Below are 25,559 nucleotides of genomic sequence, written 5' to 3' on the forward strand. Positions count from 1 at the left end.
CCCCGGGTACGCCGACGGCGGCGGGGGAAGCTTCCCCGCCGCCGTCGTTCGTGCTGCTGCCGTCTGTCGGTGCTCCAGTCAGGCCTTCTTCGTCAGGCACAGCAGGTAGCCCGTCTTGCCCGGCTCGATGTTGTAGAAGACGTAACCCTCTTCGCCTTCCTTCAGGTACTGGTCACAGGCGGTGCCGGCCTTGGCCTGGGCCTCGGTCTGCCCGTCCACCCGACCGACCACGCTGTACGCCGCGTCCGTGGAGGTGCACTCCACGACCTTGGCGCCGTCGACCTCCTCCTCCTCGGTGCCGGTGATCTCGGGCAGCTCGGCGATGCAGTCGCCGGCCTTGGCGTCGGCGGTCTCGTCCTTGTTCAGGTAGTTGCCGATCGCCGAGCCGACACCGAACTTCAGGCCGGCGATGACGACGAACACGAGGATCGCGCCGACGATGCCGAGCGCCTTCTTTGCACCGGACTTCTTCGCCTCCGGCTCGGCCGGCGGCGGCGTCTCGACGGCCGGCTGGGGCGGCACGGCGTCGGACGCGGGGGGCGGTGCGACCTGCTCTGACACGGGGGGTCCTTCCGAGGGATTGATGAGCAGACGACACCGTAACGATCATTGATTTACGGCGTCGTCCCGCTCGCCTCGTCCGTTCAGCTATTTCCCAGCTTCGTCTGCATGATCCAGTTCACATCGTCCGTCAGCCCGTCACAGTGGGAGTCGGTTCGCCACTCGGGGTGCTGGTCGGCGTCGCGGTCGGGCCCGCCGTGGGCTCACCGGTGGCCGTCCCGGGCGTCGTGGCCGGGGGCGCCGTCGGCGCCGGGCTCGGCGTCGTCGCCGGAGCTGCGGTCGGTGCGGGCGCGCCCGGAGCCCGGGGTCCGAAAGGCGCCTGGTCCGGGCAGTACGGGTACGCCCGCAGCAACGGCTTGGCATAGGCGTCGGCCAGGTCCGCGCAGTCCGGGTAGCCGAGCCGGATCGGGTCGCCGTTCTGGTCGAAGAGCCGGGCATTTTCCACGAGCCGGCCCTCGCTGTCGTAGACGAAGACGTCCCGGACCCGGTCGTACGGATTGTCGACCGACGTCGGGTCGTAGCCGTAGTCGCCGTAGCGCATCCGGTCCTCCGCCTGCATCAGAGCGGCGAGCGCGAAGACCACCAGCACCGCGCTGCCGACCTGCATCGCCGATCGCGGCCAGCGGGTCAGTCGGGCGGAGCGACGACCGAGCCAGATCGAAGCGAGCACGAAGCCGACCAGCATGATCAGCCCGGCGAGCAACTCGCCGCCGAACCGGGGCAACAGACCGAAGCTGCCACCGGTGCTGATCACGGTGACGAGCATCGCCGCCAGGTAGCCGCGCAGCACCCACCAGCCGGGACGTAGCAACCGGAGGAAGTCGCTGGCCGTCTCGTACCCCAGCGGTGGACCGAGCCGGGTATCGACGGCACGCAGCCGGCTGCGGAACCGGACCACGGTCGCGGCGACCCGCTGGTCGAGGTTGCGCCCGCTGGCCGGGGCACCGGCGGCGGCCCGCAGCTCGGCGGCGTACGCCTCGGGCTCGCCCAGCCGCTCGACCAGCGTGCCGTCGGCCTCGGCGGCCACCTCGGCGAGGTGGTCGGGCAGGTCCTCGGTCAGCTCGTCGCGCTGGGTGGGCGGCAGGTCGGCCAGCGCCGCCCGGACCCGTGCCACGTAGTCGGTGATTTCCTGCTCCGTGACGGTCATGCCGCCATCCCCCGATCGTCGAGCAGACTGTCCATGGTGGTGGCGAACGAGCGCCAGAGCTTGCCGGAGCGGGTCAACTGGTCACGCCCGGCGGCATTGAGCGAGTAGTACTTCCGGTGCGGCCCGGATTCGCTCGGCACGACGTAGGTGGTGAGCAGGCCGGCGGCGAAGAGGCGGCGCAGCGTGCCGTAGACCGAGGCGTCGCCGACCTCTTCCAGGCCGGCCTCGCGCAGCCGGCGCAGGATGTCATAACCGTAACCGTCCTCCTCCCGGAGCACGGCGAGGACGGCCAGATCGAGCACGCCCTTCAGCAACTGTGTGGTGTCCACGCACTGCACACTACTGTGCAATGCGAAATAGCGTCAACGAAACGCGCCGCGCGGTCGAGCCACGCACCTGGATCGCCTCCGGATGCTCGCCCGGACCGCGTACCTGAGCAGCTACTTCTCCCGCAGCGGGCGTTCGCCCCCGACTCGCCTGCGGCCTCGGACAGCCGGTCAGGATCGCAGGATGAAGCTCACGACACCACCCGCCAAAGCTGGTTCTGGCTGCTGTTGCACACACCATAGGAAACCTGCTGGCCGGGGCCCTCGGAGGTCAGGCACCCGCTCGTGTTCCGCTTGCGGAGCTGACGCCTCTCCGAGTCGTAGACCCACCCGAAGCCGTTTCCGCTGCCGACCGATGACAGCACGCCGACCCCGTCGTAGCCGACGGTGAGCTGCTTGGAGGGTGCGGACTTCACGACCAGGGCATCGCCAGACGACTCGAGTTGCCATCTCTGGCCGGGAAGGTTCCGCCAGTCGGCGGTCACCACCTTCGAGCCGTCATTCGTGCCGGTGGTGCTGAGAACGGTGCCGTCGGAGCTCACGATCACCATGTTGTCGGGGTTGAACGGCCCCGAGGGCAACGCCGGGGCACGAGGAGCGGTCTTGGTCGGTTCCGCGGTGCCCGAATCGTCCTTGGCCGGCGTCGCACCGACCGAAGGGCTGGTAGCCGCCCCTGGGCCACCGCTAGCCGCCCCTGGGCCACCGCCGGGCGTACCGGTCACACCGGGCGTACCGGGCGCGTTGGGATCGTTGGCAGGGCGGGAGGTCCCGTCGGCAGGTGGGGAGGAGACGGCTGCGGCGGCAGCACCGATCGGAGAGTTGCCGACCGAAGGGTCGCGGGGTGTCGCGCCGCCATTGGCGAGATAGGTCCCGCCCAGTACCGCCACAAGCACGCCGATCGCCGCGGCGATAGCCGGTCGACGCCATTTCCGGCGCCGGGTGTCGATCGGCGACATGGCATGGGTCGTCAGATCCGGTAGCTTCGTCGGGTTCGCGGCGACCGGCTCGGGAACGGTATCCCGTTCAACAGCGACGGTCGTGAGCCCGTCCGGGCCGATCGATGCGGTGGCGGTCAAAGTCGGTGCGAGGCCGGTCAGAGTGGGTGCGAGGCCGGGTGGCCTGACCGGGATGGTCAAAGCGGTCCCGGCCTGGGGAAGGGTCTCCTCAAGGCCGACGGGCAGCCAGCCTTGCCCGGCGGCTGCCGCGCTGCGGTCGGTGTAGGCGGCGATGACGTCCTGCGACGTCGGGCGCAGATGCGGCTCCTTGGCCAGGCACCGACTGATCAGCTCCCGCAGTCCCGGATCGGTGATTCCGTCAAGATCGGGTTCGCCCTGCGTGACACGGTAGACGAGCGCCACGTCGCTGCCGGCGCGGAACGGAGCCCTCCCGGTGGCGGCGAAGGCGACGACCGAGCCGAGCGCGAAGACGTCCGTGGCAGAAGTGGATCGCTCCCCGCGCAGTTGTTCCGGTGACATGTAGGACGGGGTGCCCATCCGGATGCCGGTCTGAGTGAGGTCGAGCTCGCCGTCGGCCCGGGAGATGCCGAAGTCGATGACGCGGGGGCCGTCGGCGGCGAGCAGCACGTTGCCGGGCTTCAGGTCTCGGTGGACGATGCCGGCGGCGTGGATGGCTTTGAGGGCTTCGGCCACCCCTGCGGCGAGTCGCCACACGCCGTGCAGCGGCAATGTTCCGTGGCGCGCGACGGCGACGGCGAGATTGGGACCCGGCACGAAGGCGGTCGCCAGCCACGGGCGGACGGCTTCGGAGTCGTGGCTGACCACGGGGGCGGTGAACACACCGCCGACCCGCCCGGCGATCGCGGCCTCGCGCGCGAAGCGGGCGCGGAAGGAGGGATCGGTCGAGTAGGGATCCTTGACGACCTTCACCGCCACAGCCCGGCCGGCCTGGGTCACTCCAAGATAGACACGACCCATGCCACCTTCGCCTATCCGGCCGAGCAGCCGGATGTCGCCCACCGCATCGGGATCGCCCGGGTCGAGAGGGAGGAACTCCAGCCCCAGATCGGGCAAGGTCGGGATGAAGTCGTTCACTCGGCGCTCCCTCGTCGTCGCAGCGATGCTACAGAGTTGGAAAGGCCGCGACGCGTCGGCACTGTCTAATCACGACGGACGGGTGATTGACGCCCCTTCAGCGCGATTCATCCAACACCGTGAACGTTTGTCGCCGCACCAGTGCCTCGCCATGCAGCCGTGAAAGGGTAATCCGCGCTCCGTGGAGCGGTGCTGGTCGCCGAGCCGGTCCCCCGACATCGCCGATCTCGTGTCGATCAACCCAGCTAGTTCGAGGCCGGCTGGAGGCTCCAGGCGATGCCGTCGAGGATGTCGTGCTCCGAGGCGACCACCGACGGCATCCCGGCCCGCTCCATGATCACGCGGAGCACCAGCGCGCCCGCCCCGATCACGTCGGCCCGACCCGGGTGCATCACCGGGATCGCCAACCGCTGCTCACGGGTCTGACCCAGCAGGTCCGCGGTCACCTGAGCCACCGCCTCGTACGACACCCGGGCGTGGTGGATCCGCTCCGGCTCGTACTCCTGCAGGCCCTGCGCGATGGCGACCACGGTGGTGACCGACCCGGCGAGGCCGACCAGCGTGGCCGCCTCCCGACCGGGCACCGCCGCGAGCGCCCGGTCCACCGCGGCCGCGATGTCGGTCTGCGCGGCGGCGACCTGATCCGGCGTCGGTGGGTCTCCGGCCAGGTGCCGCTCGGTCATCCGGACACAGCCGATGTCCACCGAGATCGCCGCACGGACCCCGTCGGCCCGGTCACCGACCACGAACTCGGTGGAGCCACCGCCGATGTCGACGACCAGGAACGGCTCCTTCGCGTCGGCGGGCAGCCCGCGTACCGCACCGGTGAACGAGAGCCGGGCCTCCTCGTCGCCGGTGACCACCTCGGGCGCGACCCCGAGGGTGCGCTGCACCATCTCGGTGAAGTCGGCGGCGTTGGCGGCGTCCCGGGAGGCCGAGGTGGCACACATCCGCACCCGCTCCGCACCCAGCTTCTCGATGTCGGCGGCGTACGACGCCAGCGCCACCCGGGTCCGCTCGATCGCCTCCGGCGCCAGCCGGCCGGTCCGGTCCACGCCCTGCCCCAGCCGGACGATCTCCATGCGCCGGGTCAGGTCGACCAGCGGAGCCTGCGGCCCGGCCGACGAATCGGGCAGGTCAGCGACCAGCAGTCGGATCGAGTTGGTCCCGCAGTCGATGGCCGCCACACGCGTCGTCACGGCAGCAACCTTACGGTAGGACCGGCGGCCCTCCGGCGGCTTGCCCAGCCGAGGGCCACGCCTCGGAGCAGGCCGCCCCCGGGCCCGCCCCCAGCACACCCGCACCGAGCGGTGTCACGTGGTGCCGGACGGCCCCACCGTCCCGCTCGCTGGCGATCAGGCCGGCCTCCCGCAACGCGGTGGCATGCTCCGACGCCGACGAGAGACTGATCCCGACGGCCCGGGACAGCGTGGTCGTGCTCAGCCCGCCCTCGTCCGCGAGCCGCCGCAGCACCAGCGCCCGGGTCGTGCCGAGCAGCCGCCCGAGGGAGTCGCCCGCCGCCGTGGCGGGCCGGTGCGGCATCGACGCCGGATAGACGAGCAGGATCGGGCGGCCCGGCTCGACCAGCACCCGGGGGCGGGGACCGGCCAACGGGGTGGGCAGCAGGAGGATCCCGTGGCCGGTGCCGCTCAACTCCCCATCCCACCAGGTGCGCACCTCCAGCACCGGCTCACGCCACCGGATCGCCGGGTGAAGCCCCCCGAAGAGGCCGGCCAGGCCGTGCAGCGCCAGTCGCTGGCTGGCGCAGGTCACCTGCTGCCGGTGCGTGGACACCAGATCGGGCCAGTGCGGCGCGAGGACGACATCGAACCAGGTGCGCACGGCCTGACCGAACAGGTCCAGCACCTCCGGGTCGGCCGCCGCGAACCGCCGCCGCAGCGGGGTGGCGGCCGCGTCGGCGTACGACTCGGTGACCTCGGCGCGGACCCGCCGCGCCGGCGCGGCCCGGATCGCTTCGAGGCCGGCCGCCACGGACTCCAGACCGTCGAGGGGGGTGACGAAGTCCGGCAGACGCCCCCGGTCGGGCAGCAGGTGTCGCAGGATCGCGGTGGCGGCCTGCGCGTCGCCGGCGCCCTCGACCGCCGCCGCCCGCTCGGCCAGGGCCGGCGCCATCACCGCGACCGTCGGATCGCGCAGCCACTGACCGGCCAGCAGCGCGGTCCCGACCGGGTGCAGCCGGTCACCGAACCGCACCCGGCACAGGTCCGCCGGCCCGAGCCGAAGCCGAAGCATGGGAACAGCCTGCCTGCCTTCGCCCTGGACCGAAAGGGTTGATCCACGAACGGAACACGCCCACTGTGGACCACGGGTCGACGAGGGGTGGCCGACGTGCGACGGATGTTGGCATTGCTGACGGGGCTGTGCCTCATCGTGGTGGTCGCGGCGTGTGGTCAGCGGGGGCGACCCTCGTCGACCCTGTCCGCACAACCCTCGGCGTCGACCGAACGCCCGGCGCCCGGCGACCACCGGCTCACCCTGCGACACAACGGGGTGGACCGCGCCTACCTGCTGCACGCCCCGCCCGGGTACGACCCGAACCGGCCGCCCGCCCTGGTCATCGCGCTGCACTTCTACCCCGGAACCGGCCCCTTGATGCAGGAGCTGGGGGGCCTGGACGCCAAGGCCGACAAGGACAACGTGCTGGTCGCCTACCCCGACGGGCTGGGCGGCGGCTTCAACGCGCTGATCTGCTGCGGCAAAGCGGACGACGTCGGTTTCCTCACCACCCTCACCGACCACCTGGTGCAGACCTGGCGCGCGGACCCGAACAGGGTCTTCCTCACCGGCATCTCGAACGGCGGCGACATGAGCTTCCGGGCGGCGGTGGAGGGCGAGGGCCGGTTCGCCGCGATCGGGGTGGTCAGCGGCGGCTACAGCGGGTCCCTGACCACGTCCGAGAGCTACGTGCCGAAGAGCCCGGTCTCCGTGATCACCTTCATCGGCGGCCAGGACCGGTACGCCTCGATCTTCCAAACCGGCATGCAGACCTGGCAGCAGCGGCTCACCTGCCGGCCGAGCCCGAAGGCGTCCGGGGTGCCGGGGGTGACCCGGACGGTGGCGGGCTGCGCGGACGGCAGCGAGGTCAGCGTCTACACCATTCCCGACATGGGCCACAGCTGGCCGGGAGCGACATCCGGGCAGCTCGCCGCATCCACCGCAGGCCTGTCGGCCACCGACCTGATGTGGGAGTTCTTCGCCGCGCATCCCCGGCGGGCCTGACTACAGGCGCAGCAGCATCCGGGTGTTGCCCAGGGTGTTCGGCTTGACCCGCTCCAGGTCCAGGAACTCCGCGACACCCTCGTCGTACGAGCGCAGCAGCTGCTCGTAGACCTGCTGGGGCACCGGCGCACCGTCGATCGCCCGGAACCCGAACGAGGCGAAGAACCGGGTCTCGAAGGTGAGCACGAAGATCCGCGCCACACCCAACTCCCGGGCCGCGTCGATCAGCTCGCCCACCAGCCGGTGGCCGATCCGCAGGCCGCGACACGACGGATCCACCGCGACCGTGCGGATCTCCGCCAGGTCCTCCCACATCACGTGGAGCGCGCCGCAGCCCACCACGGCGCCGTCCTCGGACCGGACCGCCACCCGGAACTCCTGCACGTCCTCGTAGAGGGTGACGGTGGCCTTGCTCAGCAGTCGCCGGTCGTCGGTGTAGGTGTCGACCAGCCGCCGGATGCCCCGCACATCCCCGGTGCGGGCACGCCGCACCAGGATCTGAGCGTCGGCACCCGCTACCGGGGACACGGCGTCCGCGCTCATTCGGCCGTCGGCACGTCCACGCACGGGCCGGCCGTCCACCAGGGTTCGACCAGCTCCAGCGTCTCGTCGCCGAACGGGTTCACCCCGGGGCCTGCGCCCAGCGCGTGCCCCAGGTGCACGTGCAGGCACTTCACCCGGCCCGGCATCCCGCCGGCCGAGATCCCGGCGATCTCCGGCACCTCGCCGATCGCCGCCCGGCGGGCGAGGTAGTCCTCGTGCGCGGCCCGGTAGTGGGCGGCCAGCTCCGGATCCGTCGACAGCCGCTCGGCCATCTCCTTCATCAACCCGGCCGACTCCAGCCGGCTGCACGCCGCCGTGGCCCGGGGGCAGGTCAGGTAGTACAACGTCGGGAACGGGGTGCCGTCGGCGAGACGAGGCGTCGTCTCGACCGCGTCCGGCAGGCCGCACGGGCAGCGGTGGGCCACCGCCCGGGTACCCCGGGGCGGGCGGCCGAGCTGCGCGGCCACCGCGGCCAGGTCGGCCTCAGTGGCCGGCTCGCGCTGCGGCAGGGGTACGGAATCCGCCGCCGACTCCGGCGGTGGTACGACAGTCACGGTGCCCATCTCTCCTGGTGCGCTGGTCGGTGGATCACTTGCCCGGCTGTTGGCTGTCCGCCGCCTGGACGCTCGACCAGAGCGTGTCGTACCAGGTCACCGGACCAGCCGGGGCGCCCGAACCGGCCGGCTTCCCGGCGTCCCGGGCGGCGCCCTCCGGGTCGTGCAGCACCACCATCATCTTCTCGCCCGGCCGGCCCATGAAGAACCGCTCCCGGGCCTGCGTCTTGATGTACTCGGCGTCCTGCCACTTGGCCGCCTCGCTGGCGAGCTTGGCGATCTCTTCTTCCTGCGCCGCCTGGGCGGCCTCCATCCGCTCGATGTCGGCCTGCTGGTCCAGGTAGACCCGGACCGGGTAGGTGTAGGCGAGGGCAAGGGCGATCAGCACCGCGAACAGCACGGTGGCCCGGCCGGTGAAGCGACGGGGGTGGGGTGCGGCGAGCCGCTTGACGGCACCGCCAGCGGCGGTCCGTCGGGCCGCGGCGGGGCGGTTCGCGGAGCGGACCCCGTCGGCACCCCGGGCCGCGCCCGGTGCCCGACCGGCGGCGCCTCGCGGCTCGGCGCGTACGCCGGCCTCACGGACCGATCCCCGGGTGGCCCGGCCACCGCCCGGCCGGCCGGACTGACCCGACCGGCGGGCGGGACGCTGACCACCCGGTGTGCGGCGCTGCTGCATCGTCACACCCCTCCCCCGAGGCTTCTCGCGTCTCAGGCCGAACGGTAGCGCGGGAACGCGCCGGCACCGGCGTAGCGCGCCGCGTCGGCCAGCTCCTCCTCGATCCGGAGCAGCTGGTTGTACTTGGCGACCCGGTCCGAGCGGGCCGGCGCGCCGGTCTTGATCTGACCGCAGCCGGTGGCCACCGCCAGGTCGGCGATGGTGGTGTCCTCGGTCTCGCCGGAGCGGTGGCTCATCATGCACTTGAAGCCGGCCCGGTGGGCCAGGTCCACCGCGTCCAGGGTCTCGGTCAGCGAACCGATCTGGTTGACCTTGACCAGCACCGCGTTCGCCGCCTTCTCCGCGATGCCGCGGGCGATGCGCTGCGGGTTGGTGACGAACAGGTCGTCGCCGACGATCTGCACCCGGTCACCGATCGAGGCGGTCAGCGTCTGCCAGCCGCTCCAGTCGTCCTCCGCCAGCGGGTCCTCGATCGACACGATCGGGTAGTCGCCGGCCAGCTTGGTGTAGTAGTTGCTCATCTCCTCGGCGGACTTCGCGGCACCCTCGAAGGTGTAGGTGCCGTTGTCGAAGAACTCCGTCGCCGCCACGTCGAGGGCGAACACGATGTCGGTGCCGAGCCGGTAGCCGGCCTTCTCGACCGCCTCGGCGATCAGGTCCAGCGCCGCGGCGTTGGTCGGCAGGTTCGGCGCGAAGCCACCCTCGTCGCCCAGCCCGGTCGACAGGCCCTGCTTCTTCAGCACCGACTTCAGCGCGTGGTAGACCTCCGCGCCGGAGCGCAGCGCCTCACGGAAGGTGGGCGCGCCGATCGGCGCGATCATGAATTCCTGGATGTCGACGTTGGAGTCGGCGTGCGCGCCACCGTTGAGGATGTTCATCATCGGCACCGGCAGCAGGTGCGCGTTCGGGCCGCCCAGGTAGCGGAACAGGCTCAGCTCAGCGCTGCCGGCGGCCGCCTTCGCGACCGCGAGGGAGACGCCGAGGATGGCGTTCGCGCCCAGCTCCGACTTGCTGTCGGTGCCGTCGATGTCGAGCATCTTCTGGTCGATCAGCCGCTGCTCGCTGGCCTCGTACCCGATGATCTGGTCGACGATCTTGTCTTCGACGTTGGAGACCGCCTTCTCCACGCCCTTGCCCTGGTAGCGGTCGGCGTCACCGTCGCGCAGCTCGATCGCCTCGAAGGCGCCGGTGGAGGCGCCGGAGGGCACCGCGGCGCGGGCCACCGTGCCGTCGTCCAGGCCGACCTCGACCTCGACCGTCGGGTTGCCCCGCGAGTCGAGAATCTCCCGGGCGACGATTCCCTCGATGGTTGCCACTGAGTCGCTCCTCGTTGTTGTGATCCGGTCCGTGGGTGGGCCGCGACGGTGCGGCTGAGGCAGGTGTTGAACGCAGCGTATCGGGCCACGGGAACGGGCACGGCGTCGCCCGCGCACCCGAGTCGCCTCTCACTGACGGACATTCCCGGATTTCCGGGCGTCAACCGGCAACTGGTTTGCGCTGCGCCGACCCGATCCACCAGGCTGGTCGCCATGCCCGCCGCCTCGACCACCCTCCGCATGCTCGCCGTGTCGGTCATCGCGTCGCTCACGGTCACCGGCTGTCAGACATTCGAGGACGCCGGACGCGCCATGGGGCGTTCCGATCTCGTCAACGACCTCGCCGCCCGGCTCGACCGGGCCCTGGAGTTGACCTACTCGGCCGAGTATCAGCTCCCCGGCGGCGAGAGCGCCGCGATAGCGCAGGCGCAGGACCCGGCCCGCTCCACGTACAGCTACCCGGGTGGGCGGCTCACCGTCACCCCGGAGGCGGTAACCCGGTGCACGGCGGCCGGCGGCCGCACGGAGTGCACCATCGTCGCGCCGCCGACCCCGGCCAGCAAGCCCACCGTGGCGCTCTTCGACGAGGCCAACCGGCAGGGCCTGGTCACCCCGCCGGTAGTGGTCGGGCTGCTGACCGCCGCCGCACTCGACCCGCAGGCGGTCATCAAGCAGAGCGACACCACCATCGCCGGGCACCACGCCACCTGCGTCGAGGTACAGCGGTCGGACGGCGACTTCACCGCCTGCGTGACCACCGACGGCGTGCTGGGCAGCTTCACCGGGCCGATCGACGGCAAGCCGATGGAGTTGGCGCTGAGCCGCTACTCCGAGACGGTGGCGAAGGACGCGTTCGACCCGCCCGCCGGCGCCGGGGTGGTGGACCGCCGGCCGGGCGGCTCGTGACCGGCCCGACCGTCGGGTCCGCGCCGCACGTCGGGTTCCAGCCGGCGGCCGACCTCGGCCGCCCGCCCGCGCCCACCGACCTCGCCCTGCCGGTGATCGGCGCGAAGCTGCTGACCGCCGCCGACGGGACCGTGGCGCGGGTCGCCGACCTGCCCGCCGACATCCGATGGGTGCCACTGGGCACCCTCGACGGGGTGCCCGCATGGGCGACCGACCTGGCCACGGCCGACGAGTTTTCCGGCCGGGCGCGCGGCTGGGCGTCGCTCGCCGCCGAGGTGCCCGAGCCGCTCGCCACCCTGGCCGGCCGAGCGTTGGCGGTGGTCACCTGGCGGCGTACCCACCGGTGGTGCGGCGCCTGCCGGGCCGAGCTGACCGACCTGCCCGGCGAGTCGGCCCGCCGCTGTCCCGACTGCGACCTGTACGTGCCGATGCAGCTCTCCGCCGCGGTGCTGGTCGCGATCACCCGGCCAGGCCGGGCCGGCGAGGCGGACCAGTTGCTGCTGGTCCGGCACGCCACCGGGCCGACCGGGCTGTGGGCACTGGTGGCCGGCTTCGTCGAGGCCGGCGAGACGCTGGAGGCGGCCGTGCACCGGGAGGTCGGCGAGGAGGTCGGGCTGACCGTCGACGGGCTGGCCTACTTCGGCAGCCAGCCGTGGGCGATCTCCGGCCCCGGGGTGCTGCTCGCCGGCTTCACCGCCCGTGCCGCCGACCCGCATGCCGAGCCGGTGGTCGACGGCCGGGAGCTGACCCAGGCCCGCTGGTTCGGCCTGGACGCGCTGCCGGCGGAGCTGCCGCCCGCGTACTCCATCTCGCGCTGGCTGATCGACGCCACGGTGACCGCCGCGCGGCGCTGAACGCACCCGGACGGCGCTCGATCGGGGCGGGTCAGACCCCGAGCAGGGTCCGCAGGTGGCGCGGGGGCGGGCAGTCGTGGGCGAGCATGGCGTCGTGCCAGTCGCGCACCGACACCCCGTCCGGGCGGGCGGCGGCGATCTCAGCCACCTCGCTGTACCCCACGAAGTAGGTGGAGAGCTGGGTGGAGGTGAGCAGCGACCGGCGCCACTTGCCGGCCGCCTCGCCCTCCTCCTGGAAGCCGCGCTCCGTCATCAGCGCCATCGCCTCGGCCTCAGGCAGATCCTCGGCGTGCACCAACTGGTCGAGCAGCGCGTTGATGGTCATCCGCAGCTGCATCTTGAGCTGCTGCAACCGCACCGGGAGGCCACCGAAGCCGAGCCCGGCCATCAGCTCCTCGGCGTAGACGGCCCAGCCCTCGACGAACGGGCCGGACCTGGCCAGCGCCCGGACCCGGGTGCCGCCGACGTAGTGCCGGGCGTGGGCGAGCTGGAGGAAGTGCCCGGGCATCGCCTCGTGCACGGTCAGGTTGCGGATCATGTGGTCGTTGTACTCACGGTAGAACGACTCGACCCGGTGCGCCGGCCAGTCCGACGGGGTGGGCGCGATGCAGTAGAAGGTCGGCAGGGCGGCGGTCTCCAGCGGGCCGGGCGCGTCGCAGTACGCCACCGCGACGCCCCGGGCGAACTCCGGCATCTCCTGGATCACGCACCGGTCGTCGACCAGAGAGACCAGGTCGTGCGCGCGGACGAAGTCGGTCGCCTCGTCCAGGGTCACCCCGGCCAGCTCGACGATGGTCCGGTCGTCCGGGTGCTCGGCGGCGAGCACGTCCAGCGCCCGGCGTACCGCCGCGTCGTCGGCCTGGCCACCGACCAGCTCGACGGCCGCCTCGCGGATCTCCGCGGTGACCCGGTCCAGGTTGGCCCAGGCGCGGCGCTGGATCTCGGCGGCGCCCAGCTCGGTGTCCAGGGTGTGCCAGAGCCGGGCCTCCCAGCGGCGGCGGCCCAGCCGAGGGTCACGGCCCGGGCTGGCGTCGGCGGCCAGGCCGATGCGCAACCAGGCGACGAACTCCTCCAGAGCGGCGATCGCCGCGGTGGCCGCCGGCTCCACCCGGTCCAGGCTGCTCGGCGCCTGGGCGAGCAGCGCCGGCAGCTCGTCGCGGATCAGCGCGGCCGTGCCGGTGAACTGCCCGACCGCCGTCTCGGCGTGGATCCGCGGCATGTCCCGCAGTGTCGCGCGCGCGGTCGCCAGGGCGTCCGGTACGGCGGCGAGCCGGCCGGCCAGCTGGGTCAGCCGCACCTCGGCCGGGGCGTACGGGCGGGCCAGCAGCGCATGCAGCAGCGGGCCCGGGTTGTGGCGCAACGGGTTCCACTCGTGCGACCGGATCTCGGTCAGCTCGAACAGCTCCCGATCCACGAAGGAGGTGAGCAGCGCGTGATCGACCTGCTCCTCGACGTCGAACGAGTCAGGGTCCTGTTCGGACAGCGCGTTCGCCGCGTCGGAGAGCATCGCCCGGTCGGCGGCGAGCGCGTCGGCGGACAGGTCCGGCAGCCGATCGTCGTACCGATGGTCCCCGGCTGCGGTGGCGGCCCCCGGCCGACTCTCCAGCAACGCCTCGACAACCCGCTCCGCCAAAACCCCGAACGCTTCCACCCCCCGACCCTACCGACCGCCCTCCCCCAGCCGCGTTGATCAAGAGGTTTGCGTCAGGATCCGGCCCGGAGCTGACGCAAACCTCTTGATCAACATCATTCGGCGGGGGGTTCGGCGGGTGGGGTTTCGGCGGCGCGGACGGCCTTGGCGTACGCCAGGGTGGTGCGGCGTAGGGCGGCTTCCGGGTCCAGGTTGGCCTGGCGGGCTGCGGCGACCGTGGCCAGGAGGCTGGCGCCGAGCCTTGCCTCCTCGTCCACCTGGGAGTCGGCCAGTGGGGGCGGGACGGCCAGACCGACCCGGGCGGCGCGGTCCAGGATCGTCGCGGCCAGGGCGAGGGCGGGCTGGCTCAGCGCCACACCGTCCAGCACCGAGTCACGTGCCTTCTCGGCCCGCTTGATCCGTTCCCAGTTGGCGGTGATCTCCTCCAGCGTCCCCGCCTCGGCACCGGCGAAGACGTGCGGGTTGCGCCGGATCATCTTGTCCACCAAGCCACCGGCGACGTCATCGACATTCCAGCGCTCGCCCTCGGGCAACTCCTCGGCGAGCCGGGCGTGCAGCACCACCTGCAGCAGCACGTCACCCAACTCCTCGCGGAGCGCGTCGGTGTCGTCGGCGCTGATCGCGTCGTACGCCTCGTAGCTCTCCTCCAGCAGATAACCGGCGAGGCTACGGTGCGTCTGCGCCCGCTTCCACGGGTCGCCGCCCGGGGAGGCCAGCCGATCCAGCACGGCCACCGCGTCCAGCAGCCGCGCGCCCGGCGGATCCCACGAGCCGTACATCAGCTCCAACTCGGCCAGACCCGGCTCCCGGGCCAGCCGTAGCCCCAACTGCCGGGCCAGCGACTCGTCGCCGGCCGGGCCGGCCAGCCAGACCACCGTGCCGTGTGCCGCCACCGTGTCCAGCAGCGGCTGCGTCGCCGGGCCGTCCACGAGGGTGACCTCGGCGCCCGCCTGGCGCATGGCCGTGGTCAGCTCGCTCTCCGCGCCGGTCAGCACTGGATGCGCGCGTACGACATCCCAGGCGGCGGAGGTCAGCAGGCCGGCCGGGAGTCGGGGCGAGGTGACCAGCAGGACGATCCGTGCCGTCATGCTCAGCTGGCCGTGCCCTCGGCCTCCGGGGCCGCGCTCGACGGCACCGGCTCCGGGGTGGAGATGTCGGTGACCGGGCCAGCCTCGTTGATGTACGGAAGCGAGTAGAAGACCAGCGCCTCGCCGGTGCTCACCACCGACGGCACCCCGACCGCCCGGTAGCGCGGGTTGATCGAGACGTCGACCTTGGTGGCTTCCTCCTCCAGCGCGGTGCTGAGCGCGGTGGCGGCGCGGACGAAGCCGCCGTCACCGAACGCCCGGCGGACGTCGGCCACCGACATCCCGCCCTGGATCGCGCCGGTCTTCGTGAGGGCCTGGTAGACGGCCATCATCGAGTCGTCGCTCAGGTCAGCCGGCGGAAGCTGCTGGTTGAGCACCTGGAGCAGGTCGATCCACTCGCCCCAGAGCTTGGCGTACTCGGTGCTGGCCGGCACCCGCAGGTTCTGTTCCAGCTGCTGCGGGGTCACCTCGTCGGGCACCTGGAGGTTCTTCGCCGCCGCCACCCGCTTGCCCAGCTCAAGGCTGATCAGCAGGTTCACCACGTCCTGCCGGGTGACGGCGGACCGCAACTGCTCGGGCGAGGGCGTCGCACCGGCCTGGCTGGCCTCCTGCCGGACCGCGTCGCCGAACTTCGCCTGCACGTCGGCGTAGATCGCATCGACACGGTCCACCGAGTAGGTGGCGTCACCGACGTACGCGGCGACGTCCGGTGCGGACTTTCCGCAGGCGGCGAGGGAGAGGACACCCAGGGCCGCGACGCTGGCGGCGGCGATCAGACGGCGAGCACGCATGCCCGCCACTCTCTCATGCCCTCTCCCGTGCTGTGACGGCCCCCACCTCACCCGGCCGCGACCGCCAGCGGGGCGGGGGCGCCCAGCACATCGGAGAGCAGTTGGGCGCACCACTCCAGCAGCGCCTGGTCGCGCAGCGGCTCGCCACCGACCCGACGGGTGCTCGGCCGGGGCACGCTGACCTGGTCGGTGGCCTGCTTGTAGACCGCGTCCGGGTGGTAGCGCTTCAGCCGTAGCTGCTTGGAATCCGGCAGCGGCAGCGGCCCGAACCGCACGTGCTTGCCCTGCATCGACACGTCGGCGAGGCCGTACCGGCGGGCCAGCAGGCGGAACCGGGCCACCGCGACCAGGTTCTGCACCGGTGCCGGCGGCTCGCCGTACCGGTCGGTCATCTCGGCGACCACCTCGCGCAGCCGTTCCTCGTCGCGCGCCTCGGCGAGCTTGCGGTACATCTCCAGCCGCAGCCGCTCCACGCTCACGTAGTCGTGCGGCAGGTGCGCGTCGACCGGCAGGTCGATCTTGACGTCCGCCTCCTCCTCCGGCCGTTCGCCCTTGAACGCGGAGACCGCCTCGCCGACCATTCGCACGTACAGGTCGAAGCCGACCCCCTCGATGTGCCCGGACTGCTCGCCACCCAGCAGGTTGCCGGCACCCCGGATCTCCAGGTCCTTCATCGCCACGTACATGCCGGCGCCCAGCTCGGTGTGCTGGGCGATGGTGGCCAGGCGCTCGTGGGCGTGCTCGGTGAGTGGCTTCTCCGGTGGGTAGAGGAAGTAGGCGTACGCCCGCTCCCGGCCCCGGCCGACCCGGCCACGGATCTGGTGCAGCTGGGCCAGGCCGAGCAGGTCGGCCCGCTCCACGATCAGGGTGTTGGCGTTCGGGATGTCGATGCCGGACTCCACGATCGTGGTGCAGACCAGGACGTCGAACTCCTTCTCCCAGAAGCCGACCATGACCTTCTCCAGGGCGTCCTCGCCCATCTGGCCGTGCGCCACCGCGACCCGCGCCTCGGGCACCAGCTCGCGCAGCCGCCGCGCCGTCCGGTCGATCGACTCGACCCGGTTGTGCAGGTAGAAGACCTGCCCGTCACGGAGCAGCTCGCGGTGGATCGACGCGGCCACCTGCCGGTCGTCGTGCGCACCGACGAAGGTGAGGACCGGGTGCCGCTCCTCCGGCGGCGTGGCGATGGTGGACATCTCCCGGATGCCGGTGATCGCCATCTCCAGGGTGCGCGGGATCGGGGTGGCCGACATGCTCAGCACATCGACCGAGGCCCGCAGGGTCTTCAGGTGTTCCTTGTGCTCGACGCCGAAGCGCTGCTCCTCGTCGACGACCACCAGACCCAGCTGCTTGAACCGGGTGGCGGTCTGGAGCAGCCGGTGGGTGCCGATCACGATGTCGACGGTGCCGTCGGCGACCATCTCCAGCGTCCGCTCGGTCTCCTTCGGGGTCTGGAACCGGGACAGCTGCCGGATCTCCACCGGGAACTGGCTCATCCGCTCGGCGAAGGTGTTGTAGTGCTGCTGCACCAGCAGCGTGGTCGGCACCAGCACCGCCACCTGCTTGCCGTCCTGCACCGCCTTGAACGCCGCCCGGACCGCGATCTCGGTCTTGCCGTAGCCGACGTCGCCACAGATCAGCCGGTCCATCGGGACGGTCTGCTCCATGTCCCGCTTGACCTCGTCGATCGCGGCGAGCTGGTCCGGCGTCTCCTGCCAGGGGAAGGCGTCCTCCAACTCCCGCTGCCAGGGCGTGTCCGGGCCGAACGAGTGACCCTTGGACGCCTTGCGGGCGGCGTAGAGCTGGATCAGCTGCGCGGCGATCTCCCGGACCGCCTTGCGGGCGCGGGCCTTGGACTTCTGCCAGTCCGAGCCGCCCATCTTGTGCAGGGTCGGCTGCTCACCGCCCACGTAGCGGGAGAGCTGGTCGAGCTGGTCGGTCGGCACGAAGAGCCGGTCGCCGGGCTGGCCCCGCTTGCTGGCCGCGTACTCGATGACCAGGTATTCCCGGCTGGCGCCGTTGACGGTGCGCTGCACCAGCTCCACGTACCTGCCGATGCCGTGCTGCTCGTGCACCACGTGGTCGCCGGCCTTGAGCTCCAGCGGGTCGATGGTGTTGCGCCGCCGGCTCGGCATCTTGCGCATGTCCCGCGTCGAGGTGCCCCGGCCGCCGGTCACATCGTTGCCGGTGAGCACGACGAAACGGGACGCCTCGTCGACGAACCCGCTGCTCAACGCCCCACAGGTGACCACCAGCTCGCCGGGGACCGGCGCGGTCGGCACCTCCTCGACCAGCCGGGCGCCCAGCCCGGCGTCGCGCAGCACCTCCACTGCCCGCTGGGCGGGACCGTGCCCCTCGAAGACCAGCGCGATCGACCAGCCCTCGCCGGCCCAGCGCTTGAGGTCGTCGACCAGCCGCGCGGTCTCACCGTGGTAGAGCGGGGCCGGCTGGGCCGCCAGGGTCACCGCGATGGCGTCGTCGGGGCTGACGGCGGCCTGCTCCGGCGCGTCCTCCCAGGGCTGCCGCGTCTCGGCCGTCTCCGCCTCGACAAGGCCGAACGGGGACAGCGTCCACCACGGCTGGCCGAGCTTGCCGGCGGCGGCCCGCACCTCACCCAGGGTGCGGAAGGCGGCGGCGCCGACGTCCACCGGGGCCTGGCCGCCGATCGCGGCGGCGGCCCAGCTGGCCTGGAGAAACTCCTCCGAGGTACGCACCAGGTCGTGCGCCCGGGTGCGGATCCGCTCCGGGTCGCAGAGCAGCACGTGGGTGCCGACGGGCATGGCATCCAGCAGCAGCTCCAGCGAGTCGGGGCCGACCAGCACCGGCGCCAGCGACTCCATCCCCTCCACCGGGATGCCCTCGGCCAGCTTGTCCAGGATCTCCGCCAGCTCCGGGTGCTGCTCGGCGAGCGCGGCGGCTCGATCGCGGACCGGCGGGGTGAGCAGCAGCTCCCGGCAGGGCGGCGCCCAGAGCAGGGGGACCTGCTCGATGGTCCGCTGGTCGGCGACAGCGAAGGTGCGGATCTCCTCCACCTCGTCGCCCCAGAACTCGACCCGGGACGGGTGCTCGTCGGTGGGCGGGAAGACGTCCAGGATGCCGCCGCGCACCGCGAACTCACCGCGCTTGGTGACCAGATCGACCCGGGCGTACGCCATGTCGATCAGCCGGCGGGCGACCTCCTCCAGGTCCGCCTCGTCGCCCGCGGCGAGCTGCACGGGCTCCAGGTCACCGAGCCCCTTGAGCTGCGGTTGGAGCAGCGAGCGGACCGGGGCCACGAGCACCCGCAGCGGCCCGGTGCGGCCGTGCGCGTCGGCCGACTCCGGGTGCGCCAGCCGGCGCAGCACAGCCAGCCGCCGGCCGACGGTGTCCGAGCGGGGGGAGAGCCGCTCGTGCGGCAGCGTCTCCCAGGATGGGAAGACCGCCACCTGATCGGCCGGCAGCAACCCGGCCAGCGCGGCGGCCAGGTCGTCGGCCTCCCGGGTGGTGGCGGTCACCGCCAGCACGGGCCGCCCGGCCCCGCCACCGGTGCCGTCGGGGTCGGCCGCGACGGCGGCCACCGCGAACGGGCGCAGCGCCGATGGGGCCGTGATGTCGAGGCCGTCGACCTGCGCGGCACCGGAGCGCGCCAGGTCACGCGCCCGGGCCAGCCCGGGGTCGGCCAGCGCGGCGGAGAACAGACCGGTGAGCATGTGATCACTTCCAGGGGATTCGACGCACACGACTGCTACCCCTCGTCCGGTCGGACGGGGGGTGCACGAGAACCAGCCTATCCCCGTCCACCGACATACACCCCCTTCCGCCCAGGTCCACGCCGCGCGCCGTCACCCCGCGCCACTCGCCCCGCCCCACAGCCCGCGCCGCCCCGGTCCCCGGTGCCCTGTGCCCCGCGCCAGAGCCCGTGCCGCCCCGCGCCCCGCGCCCCGCGCCCCGCGCCCCGCGCCCCGCGCCCCGCGCCCCGCGCCCAAGATCGACACAACTTCAGGGAAATAGTGGCCTCAGCGCGCCGGGACACCACTACTTCCTTGAAGTTGTGTGGATCTTCCCGCACGCACCGCGCGGAACGACCCGCGATCCCGCGGACCGCGCGGATATAGATCTTGACGGGTACGGGGGGTCGTGATCAGGTTCGGGTATGAGCGGGCAGTGGAGGGCACAGTTCGACGCTGAGGTGAGCTTCGCCAATGGCGGTGGGCTGCGCACCGAAGGGTTCCGGCTGGACATCCCGGGTCGGGAGATCACCGACGAGGACCTGGCCGCGCTGTTCGTCCGGCATCTCGGGCTGCTGATGGTCGCCGAGGTCCGGATCAGCGCGAAGACAATCATCGAAGAGCCGCACAAGGGCGGCCGAGGAGTCACCGTCGGTGAACCCGGCGCTGGCCGTCGGCTCGTCGAGCTGAGCCACGTGATCAGCGACGGGATGACCACTCTGCCCGGCTGGCCAGGGCCCCGGATCGGCGACTGGCTGACCTTCGCGGCGTCGCGGGCGAACTACGCGCCGGGCACCGAGTTCCGGGTGGCTCGGATCGACATGATCGCCAACACCGGTACGTACCTGGACACCCCCGCCCACCGCTGGTCCGACGGAGACGACATGGCCGGAGTGCCGCTGGACCGGCTCGCCGACCTGCCCGGCGTCCTGGTCCGGGTGCCGGCGGGGACCCGCGCGGTGGACCGGCTGATGCTGGCGCCGTACGAGGTGGCCGGGCGCGCGGTGCTGCTGCACACCGGGTGGGATGCGCACTTCGGCACCGAGCGGTACGGCGCGCCGGAAGCGCCACACCTGACCGGGGACGCCGCCCAGGCGCTGGTCGACGCCGGTGCGGCCCTGATCGGCATCGACTCGATCAACATCGACGACATGAGCCCGTCGGCCGGCGGTGAACGCCCCGCGCACAGCACGCTGCTCGCCGCCGGCATCCCGATCGTGGAGCACCTGACCGGTTTGGACGCGCTGCCGCCGAGCGGTTTCCGGTTCACCGCCGCCCCACCGATGGTGGCCGGCATGGGCACCTTCCCGGTCCGCGCCTTCGCCACCCTCGACGCCTGACGCCGGCGTCGCGGGCGCCCCAGCGGACGCGGAGGTCCCGGTCGACACGGCTCTTGCCGCTTGCCAGCGTGCGACCGGAGACACCTCACGAGCCATGTACGCCAGGGCCGAGCACGGTCAGACCAGCGACCCGGGCCAGCCACTCGGCGCGTGCCAACTCCCGCTCCTGGGCGCCGACGTGCACGAAGACGGTGTGCTCGTCGGCCGGCTCGGTGGCCCAGATGTCCGCGGCGTTGAGCACCAACTGGACGTACGCGTGCTTGAACTGCCCGGGCAGGTCCCGACAGGGCACCGCAGGCCAGCCGTAAAGCCACCAGTCCAGCCGCGCCCGGTCCGGCCCGACGGCCTCCGCCAGCCGCCCCTCCAACAGGCCGAGACCGCACACCACCACCTCGACGTCGAACGGCGGATCCGCAGGGTCCTGCGGCCCCGTCTCGTCCTCCCGGGCCAGCTCCGCCCACATCCGGTCCTCCCCGTCCGCGCCCAGCCAATGGCCGTACGCGTCGAGGTAGCGGGGCAGACCCGAATGCCGCCCGGTACGCGCCAAGAGCTGCACCTCCGTGTCGCGCAGGTTGGCCACGCTCAGCAGGTGGCCGACGGCGTGCAACGCCCGGTCGACGTCCGTCGTCCGCAGAATCGGGTACGCCCGCGAGTTGCTCATCAGTAGCGCACGGAGATCCGGCGCTCGACGGCGTCGACGAGGACCTCCCCGCCGTACGGGATGATCAGCTGCGGGTCGGCGTGCCCGAAGTCGACGTCGAAGACCAGCACCGAGTCCGGGGCGTACTCGGCGCATGCCCGGGTCACGGCGGCTCGCTGCGCCGCCGCGTACGCCCGGCGCTGGTCGAGGGTGTGCGGCCGGTCGAAGTCCCACGCCTTGGCCCGGCCGACCAGCACCGCCGGGAAGCCGGCGAGCAGGCCACGCTCCCCCAGGTTGCGCAGGATCCGGTACACCTCGGTGTCGGAGGGCAGCTCCTGCGAGGTCTCGATCAGCAGGACCGACCCGGCCAGGGCCGTCGCCGAAGGGACCCGGTCGGCGGCGAGCAGCCAGTGCAGCACCTCCAGGTTGCCGCCCCAGGTGCGCCCCCGCACCACGCTCGACGCCCCCTGCCAGTGCCAGCCCTCGCCGGGGAACATCACCGGCTCGTCGGCCAGCGTCGCGGGATCCCGCCAGTCGCCCGGCTCGTCGCCCCACTCGGTCGCCGGGGCGAGGTCGTACCAGCCGGTGGTGAACAGCGCCGCCCGCAGCGAGTCGAAGGTCAGCGGGTGCGGCGCACCCGGCCGGCCGAGGTGCACCAGCACCGACCCGCCGTGGTACCCCACGATCCCCAGCCGGTGCAGGTGGTTGAGCACGTTGGTGTTGTCGGAGTAGCCGAAGTAGGGCTTCGGGTTGGCCCGCAGCACGTCGTCGTCGAGGTGCGGGGTGACCGTGATCAGGTCCTCCCCGCCGACGGTGGCGAGCACCGCCGTGATCGTCGGGTCGGCGAACGCGGCGGTCAGGTCGCGGGCCCGGTCGCGCGGGTCGGCCCCCATCACCCGGGTGGTCGGGTACTCCACCGGGTCCAGGCCGAACGCGTCGCGCAGCCGCCGCAGTCCCAGCTCGTAGACGTGCGGGAACAGAGCCGGCAGACCGGCGGAGGGGGAGACGACGGCGACCCGGTCGCCCGGCTTCGGCTTGGTGGGATATCGGGGCGCGTCCATGATCAAACGGTAGCGGGCGGGGCCAGCGGATTTCGCCCGGCGAAACGCCGCAAGCCGGACAACGGCCGCCCTAGGCTGGGCTGGTGGACGAGGTGGTGCTCGGGCTGGCCACGCTGCTCGCCGCGACCCTGGTCCGGGGCCGTCGGGCGAGCATCCGCGCGGGGCGTTGAGTGATCTCCGAGGTGTTCCGCGTCACGGCGCACCACGCGGAGAGCCCCTCCTGCCACCCGGCCCCGCGCGGATACCATCCAGGTAGTCGGACAGCGCTGTCCTTCGTACTCACGTAAGGAGCGCATCGTGACCGACCAGCATGACCACGACGGCCCGGACGCCGCGCTGCGCGCCGACATCCGCCGGCTCGGCACCCTGCTCGGCCAGACGCTGGCTCGCCAGGAGGGCCGACCGCTACTCGACCTCGTCGAGGAGATCCGCGCCCAGGTACGCACCGACGCCCCGGCGGCCGCCCAGCGGCTCGGCGGGCTCGACGTGACCACCGGCACCAAGCTGGCCCGCGCCTTCTCCACCTACTTCCACCTGGCCAACATCACCGAGCAGGTGCATCGCGCCCGGGACCTGCGCCGCCGCCGCGCCGTCCAGGGCGGCTGGCTGGACCAGGCGGCCAAGATGATCGCCGAGCGCGGGGTGCCGGCCGAGGAGATCGCCGCCGCGGCCCGTCGGCTGGCGGTCCGGCCGGTCTTCACCGCGCACCCCACCGAGGCGGCCCGCCGCTCGATCCTGTCCAAGCTGCGGGCCATCGCCGACGAGCTGGACACCGAGACGGCCAACGCGATCCTCTACGGCGCCAGCGACGAGGGCCCGGCGAACCGCCGGCTGGCCGAGCTGCTGGACCTGATGTGGCAGACCGACGAGCTGCGGCTGGACCGGCCGGACCCGACCGACGAGGCCCGCAACGCGATCTACTACCTGCGCGACCTGTACGCCGAGGCCGCCCCCCAGGTGCTCGACGACCTGGCCGACACGCTGCGCACGCTCGGCGTGGAGACCTCGCCGACGGCCCGCCCGCTGAGCTTCGGCACCTGGATCGGCGGTGACCGGGACGGCAACCCGTTCGTCACCCCGGCGGTCACCCGCGAGGTGCTGACCATCCAGCACGAGCACGGCATCGCGGCCACCGAGAAGGCGATGGACCACCTGATCAACGAGGTCTCCGTCTCCCGCCGGCTGCGCGGGGTGTCACTGGACCTCTCCGCCAGCCTCGCCGCCGACCTGGACGCGCTGCCCGAGGTGGCGCCCCGGTTCCGCCGGGTCAACGCCGAGGAGCCGTACCGGCTCAAGGCGCGCTGCGTGAAGGCCAAGCTGGCCAACACCCGGCAGCGGCTTCGTCAGGGCATGGCGCACACGCCGGGCCGGGACTACCGCGGCTCCGCCGAGCTGATCGCCGACCTGGAGCTGCTGCGCGCCTCGCTGGCCCGCAACTCCGGGCAGCTCACCGCCGTCGGTCGGTTGGCCTCCACCATCCGGACGGTCTCCGCGTTCGGTCTGCACCTGGCCACCATGGACGTCCGGGAGCACGCCGAGGCGCACCACGCGGTGCTCGCCCAGCTGTACGGGGCCGTCGGCGAGGTCTCCGACTACCCGGCGCTGACCCGGCTGGAACGCACCAAACTACTCGCCGACGAGCTGACCGGCCGCCGGCCGCTGTCCACCCTGGACACTCCGCTCTCCGAGGCGACCCGCAAGACGTTCGACGTGTTCAGCACCATCCGCGAGGCACAGGACCGGTTCGGCGCCGAGGTGATCGAGTCGTACATCATCTCGATGACCCTGGGCGTGGACGACGTGCTGGCCGCAGTGGTGCTGGCCCGCGAGGCCGGGCTGGTGGACGTGCACAGCGGTCGCGCCCGGATCGGGTTCGTACCGCTGCTGGAGACCCCCGCCGAGTTGAACGCCGGCGGCGAACTCCTCGACGAACTGCTGTCGCTGCCCGCGTACCGGGCGCTGGTGGCGGCCCGGGGTGACGTGCAGGAGGTCATGCTCGGCTACTCGGACTCCAACAAGGAGGCCGGGATCACCACCAGCCAGTGGTCGATCCACCGGGCACAGCGCGCGCTGCGCGACGTGGCCGCCCGACACGGGGTGCACCTGCGGCTGTTCCACGGCCGGGGCGGCACGGTGGGGCGCGGCGGAGGGCCGACGCACGAGGCGATCCTGGCCCAGCCGTACGGCACCATGGACGGCGCGATCAAGGTGACCGAGCAGGGCGAGGTGATCTCCGACAAGTACACCCTGCCGTCACTGGCCCGGGAGAACCTGGAGCTCACCCTCGCCGCGGTGCTTCAGGCGACGCTGCTGCACACCGCCCCCCGACAGCCGGCGGAGATGCTGGAGCGCTGGGACGCCACGATGGACGTGGTCTCCGAGTCGGCGTACCGGTCGTACCGGTCGCTGGTCGAGGACCCGGACCTGCCGGCGTACTTCTGGGCGTCCACCCCCACCGAGCTGCTCGGCGCGCTGAACATCGGCTCCCGGCCGGCGAAGCGTCCGAACACCGGCGCGGGACTGTCCGGGCTGCGGGCCATCCCATGGGTGTTCGGCTGGACGCAGACCCGGCAGATCGTGCCGGGCTGGTTCGGCGTCGGGTCCGGGCTGGCCGCCGCCCGGGAGGCCGGGCTGGCGGACGTACTGGCTGAAATGCATCGCAACTGGCACTTCTTCCGCACGTTCCTGTCCAACGTCGAGATGATGCTGACCAAGACCGACCTGAGCATCGCCCGCCGGTACGTCGAGACGTTGGTGCCGAAGAAGCTGCACCCGATCTTCGAGCAGATCGAGCAGGAGTACGAGCTGACCAAGCGGGAGGTGCTGGCGGTGACCGCCTCGCCCGCCCTGTTGGAGAACTCGCCGGTGCTCCAGCGCACCCTGGCCGTACGGGACACCTACCTGGAGCCGTTGCACCACCTTCAGGTGGCGCTGCTGCGGCAGTACCGGGAGTCCGGCGCCGCCGGACGGGCGGTGGCCACCGCGCCGGGTGGGCGACGCGCCCCGAGCGATGGCACGGCCCTGGAGCGGGCGCTGCTCACCACGGTGAACGGCATCGCCGCCGGGATGCGCAACACCGGCTGAGCGACGGCACAGACAGGCCCCGG

General features: G+C 72.4%; 21 protein-coding genes. 5 read left to right on the forward strand and 16 right to left on the reverse strand.

All coding sequences use genetic code 11. The annotated features are described in order from the left end of the window. Window positions 1-78: 78 nt before the first annotated feature. The 6 genes from OG990_RS24985 to OG990_RS25010 form a co-directional block, all read right to left on the reverse strand. Window positions 79-591, reverse strand: coding sequence for a hypothetical protein (locus tag OG990_RS24985; protein ID WP_406081871.1), 513 nt, complete (start codon window positions 589-591; stop codon window positions 79-81). A gap of 100 nt (window positions 592-691) precedes the next feature. Beyond that, complete coding sequence (locus tag OG990_RS24990; RefSeq protein ID WP_406077358.1) at window positions 692-1,708, reverse strand: HAAS signaling domain-containing protein; 1,017 nt, start codon at window positions 1,706-1,708, stop codon at window positions 692-694. After that, on the reverse strand, window positions 1,705-2,037 hold the full coding sequence (locus OG990_RS24995; RefSeq protein ID WP_074316865.1) for a PadR family transcriptional regulator: 333 nt from the start codon (window positions 2,035-2,037) through the stop codon (window positions 1,705-1,707). Before OG990_RS24995 ends, OG990_RS24990 begins: the two co-directional genes overlap by 4 nt. Before the next feature lie 188 nt (window positions 2,038-2,225). Further along, complete coding sequence (locus OG990_RS25000) at window positions 2,226-4,085, reverse strand: protein kinase domain-containing protein (protein ID WP_406077359.1); 1,860 nt, start codon at window positions 4,083-4,085, stop codon at window positions 2,226-2,228. Window positions 4,086-4,330: 245 nt separating this feature from the next. After that, entirely contained in the window at window positions 4,331-5,272 is a 942-nt protein-coding gene (locus tag OG990_RS25005; protein ID WP_406081872.1) for an exopolyphosphatase, read from the reverse strand. A gap of 22 nt (window positions 5,273-5,294) precedes the next feature. Further along, entirely contained in the window at window positions 5,295-6,338 is a 1,044-nt protein-coding gene (locus OG990_RS25010; protein ID WP_406077360.1) for an ArsR/SmtB family transcription factor, read from the reverse strand. A 105-nt stretch (window positions 6,339-6,443) separates the two neighbouring features. Between OG990_RS25010 and OG990_RS25015 the strand changes: the two genes are divergently transcribed. Then, a complete protein-coding gene (locus OG990_RS25015; protein ID WP_328423587.1) occupies window positions 6,444-7,325 on the forward strand; it encodes a PHB depolymerase family esterase in 882 nt (293 codons plus the stop codon). On the opposite strand, the gene OG990_RS25020 is transcribed toward OG990_RS25015, so the two are convergent. From OG990_RS25020 to eno, 4 genes are read right to left on the reverse strand one after another with little or no spacing between them, the layout of a single operon-like run. Then, entirely contained in the window at window positions 7,326-7,868 is a 543-nt protein-coding gene (locus OG990_RS25020; RefSeq protein ID WP_406077361.1) for an amino-acid N-acetyltransferase, read from the reverse strand. Further along, window positions 7,865-8,422 carry a DUF501 domain-containing protein gene (locus OG990_RS25025; RefSeq protein WP_328423583.1) on the reverse strand — a complete coding sequence of 186 codons (558 nt, stop codon included), beginning with the start codon at window positions 8,420-8,422 and terminating at the stop codon, window positions 7,865-7,867. Before OG990_RS25025 ends, OG990_RS25020 begins: the two co-directional genes overlap by 4 nt. Window positions 8,423-8,456: 34 nt before the next feature. Next, window positions 8,457-9,098 carry a septum formation initiator family protein gene (locus OG990_RS25030; protein ID WP_328426311.1) on the reverse strand — a complete coding sequence of 214 codons (642 nt, stop codon included), beginning with the start codon at window positions 9,096-9,098 and terminating at the stop codon, window positions 8,457-8,459. 32 nt (window positions 9,099-9,130) lie between these two features. After that, complete coding sequence (gene eno / locus OG990_RS25035; protein ID WP_328423581.1) at window positions 9,131-10,414, reverse strand: phosphopyruvate hydratase; 1,284 nt, start codon at window positions 10,412-10,414, stop codon at window positions 9,131-9,133. A gap of 213 nt (window positions 10,415-10,627) precedes the next feature. Between eno and OG990_RS25040 the strand changes: the two genes are divergently transcribed. Together OG990_RS25040 and nudC are read left to right on the forward strand one after the other, a co-directional pair. Beyond that, on the forward strand, window positions 10,628-11,320 hold the full coding sequence (locus OG990_RS25040; protein WP_355602547.1) for a hypothetical protein: 693 nt from the start codon (window positions 10,628-10,630) through the stop codon (window positions 11,318-11,320). Then, entirely contained in the window at window positions 11,317-12,174 is an 858-nt protein-coding gene (gene nudC, locus OG990_RS25045) for an NAD(+) diphosphatase (protein WP_406077362.1), read from the forward strand. The genes OG990_RS25040 and nudC overlap by 4 nt, the downstream gene beginning before the upstream one ends. Window positions 12,175-12,205: 31 nt before the next feature. Here the strand turns inward: nudC and OG990_RS25050 are convergent, their stop codons facing one another. From OG990_RS25050 to mfd, 4 genes are all read right to left on the reverse strand, one after another. After that, window positions 12,206-13,825 (reverse strand): DUF885 domain-containing protein, encoded by a 1,620-nt coding sequence (locus tag OG990_RS25050; protein WP_406077363.1) that lies wholly within the window; start codon window positions 13,823-13,825, stop codon window positions 12,206-12,208. A 95-nt stretch (window positions 13,826-13,920) separates the two neighbouring features. Then, the gene (locus OG990_RS25055; RefSeq protein WP_406077364.1) at window positions 13,921-14,913 is read right to left on the reverse strand and encodes a nucleoside triphosphate pyrophosphohydrolase; all 993 of its coding nucleotides are present in this window, start codon (window positions 14,911-14,913) and stop codon (window positions 13,921-13,923) included. 2 nt (window positions 14,914-14,915) lie between these two features. Continuing rightward, the gene (locus tag OG990_RS25060; protein WP_355602540.1) at window positions 14,916-15,704 is read right to left on the reverse strand and encodes a hypothetical protein; all 789 of its coding nucleotides are present in this window, start codon (window positions 15,702-15,704) and stop codon (window positions 14,916-14,918) included. 47 nt (window positions 15,705-15,751) lie between these two features. Beyond that, window positions 15,752-19,393 carry a transcription-repair coupling factor gene (gene mfd / locus OG990_RS25065; RefSeq protein WP_406077365.1) on the reverse strand — a complete coding sequence of 1,214 codons (3,642 nt, stop codon included), beginning with the start codon at window positions 19,391-19,393 and terminating at the stop codon, window positions 15,752-15,754. A gap of 443 nt (window positions 19,394-19,836) precedes the next feature. Between mfd and OG990_RS25070 the strand changes: the two genes are divergently transcribed. Next, window positions 19,837-20,751 (forward strand): cyclase family protein, encoded by a 915-nt coding sequence (locus OG990_RS25070; protein ID WP_406077366.1) that lies wholly within the window; start codon window positions 19,837-19,839, stop codon window positions 20,749-20,751. An 85-nt stretch (window positions 20,752-20,836) separates the two neighbouring features. On the opposite strand, the gene OG990_RS25075 is transcribed toward OG990_RS25070, so the two are convergent. Both OG990_RS25075 and OG990_RS25080 read right to left on the reverse strand, forming a co-directional pair. Beyond that, the gene (locus OG990_RS25075; RefSeq protein ID WP_406077367.1) at window positions 20,837-21,412 is read right to left on the reverse strand and encodes a hypothetical protein; all 576 of its coding nucleotides are present in this window, start codon (window positions 21,410-21,412) and stop codon (window positions 20,837-20,839) included. After that, entirely contained in the window at window positions 21,412-22,452 is a 1,041-nt protein-coding gene (locus tag OG990_RS25080; RefSeq protein ID WP_406077368.1) for a S66 peptidase family protein, read from the reverse strand. The genes OG990_RS25075 and OG990_RS25080 overlap by 1 nt, the downstream gene beginning before the upstream one ends. A 297-nt stretch (window positions 22,453-22,749) precedes the next feature. Here OG990_RS25080 and ppc point away from each other — a divergent pair, with 297 nt between their 5' ends. Then, on the forward strand, window positions 22,750-25,536 hold the full coding sequence (ppc, locus tag OG990_RS25085) for a phosphoenolpyruvate carboxylase (protein WP_406077369.1): 2,787 nt from the start codon (window positions 22,750-22,752) through the stop codon (window positions 25,534-25,536). The last annotated feature ends 23 nt before the right edge of the window (window positions 25,537-25,559 follow it).

It is taken from the genome of Micromonospora sp. NBC_00858 (genome assembly GCF_045207365.1).
Classification (GTDB): domain Bacteria; phylum Actinomycetota; class Actinomycetes; order Mycobacteriales; family Micromonosporaceae; genus Micromonospora.

Excerpts from the sequence above, each read along its gene's own strand:
- OG990_RS25020 (WP_406077361.1), bottom strand. The coding sequence starts at position 7,868 with ATGAGCGCGGACGCCGTGTCCCCGGTAGCGGGTGCCGACGCTCAGATC.
- OG990_RS25030 (WP_328426311.1), bottom strand. The coding sequence starts at position 9,098 with ATGCAGCAGCGCCGCACACCGGGTGGTCAGCGTCCCGCCCGCCGGTCG.
- OG990_RS25070 (WP_406077366.1), top strand. The coding sequence starts at position 19,837 with ATGAGCGGGCAGTGGAGGGCACAGTTCGACGCTGAGGTGAGCTTCGCC.
- OG990_RS25015 (WP_328423587.1), top strand. The coding sequence starts at position 6,444 with ATGTTGGCATTGCTGACGGGGCTGTGCCTCATCGTGGTGGTCGCGGCG.
- mfd (WP_406077365.1), bottom strand. The coding sequence starts at position 19,393 with ATGCTCACCGGTCTGTTCTCCGCCGCGCTGGCCGACCCCGGGCTGGCC.
- OG990_RS24990 (WP_406077358.1), bottom strand. The coding sequence starts at position 1,708 with ATGACCGTCACGGAGCAGGAAATCACCGACTACGTGGCACGGGTCCGG.
- OG990_RS25075 (WP_406077367.1), bottom strand. The coding sequence starts at position 21,412 with ATGAGCAACTCGCGGGCGTACCCGATTCTGCGGACGACGGACGTCGAC.
- OG990_RS25055 (WP_406077364.1), bottom strand. The coding sequence starts at position 14,913 with ATGACGGCACGGATCGTCCTGCTGGTCACCTCGCCCCGACTCCCGGCC.
- OG990_RS25010 (WP_406077360.1), bottom strand. The coding sequence starts at position 6,338 with ATGCTTCGGCTTCGGCTCGGGCCGGCGGACCTGTGCCGGGTGCGGTTC.
- OG990_RS25080 (WP_406077368.1), bottom strand. The coding sequence starts at position 22,452 with ATGGACGCGCCCCGATATCCCACCAAGCCGAAGCCGGGCGACCGGGTC.
- OG990_RS25060 (WP_355602540.1), bottom strand. The coding sequence starts at position 15,704 with ATGCGTGCTCGCCGTCTGATCGCCGCCGCCAGCGTCGCGGCCCTGGGT.
- OG990_RS25040 (WP_355602547.1), top strand. The coding sequence starts at position 10,628 with ATGCCCGCCGCCTCGACCACCCTCCGCATGCTCGCCGTGTCGGTCATC.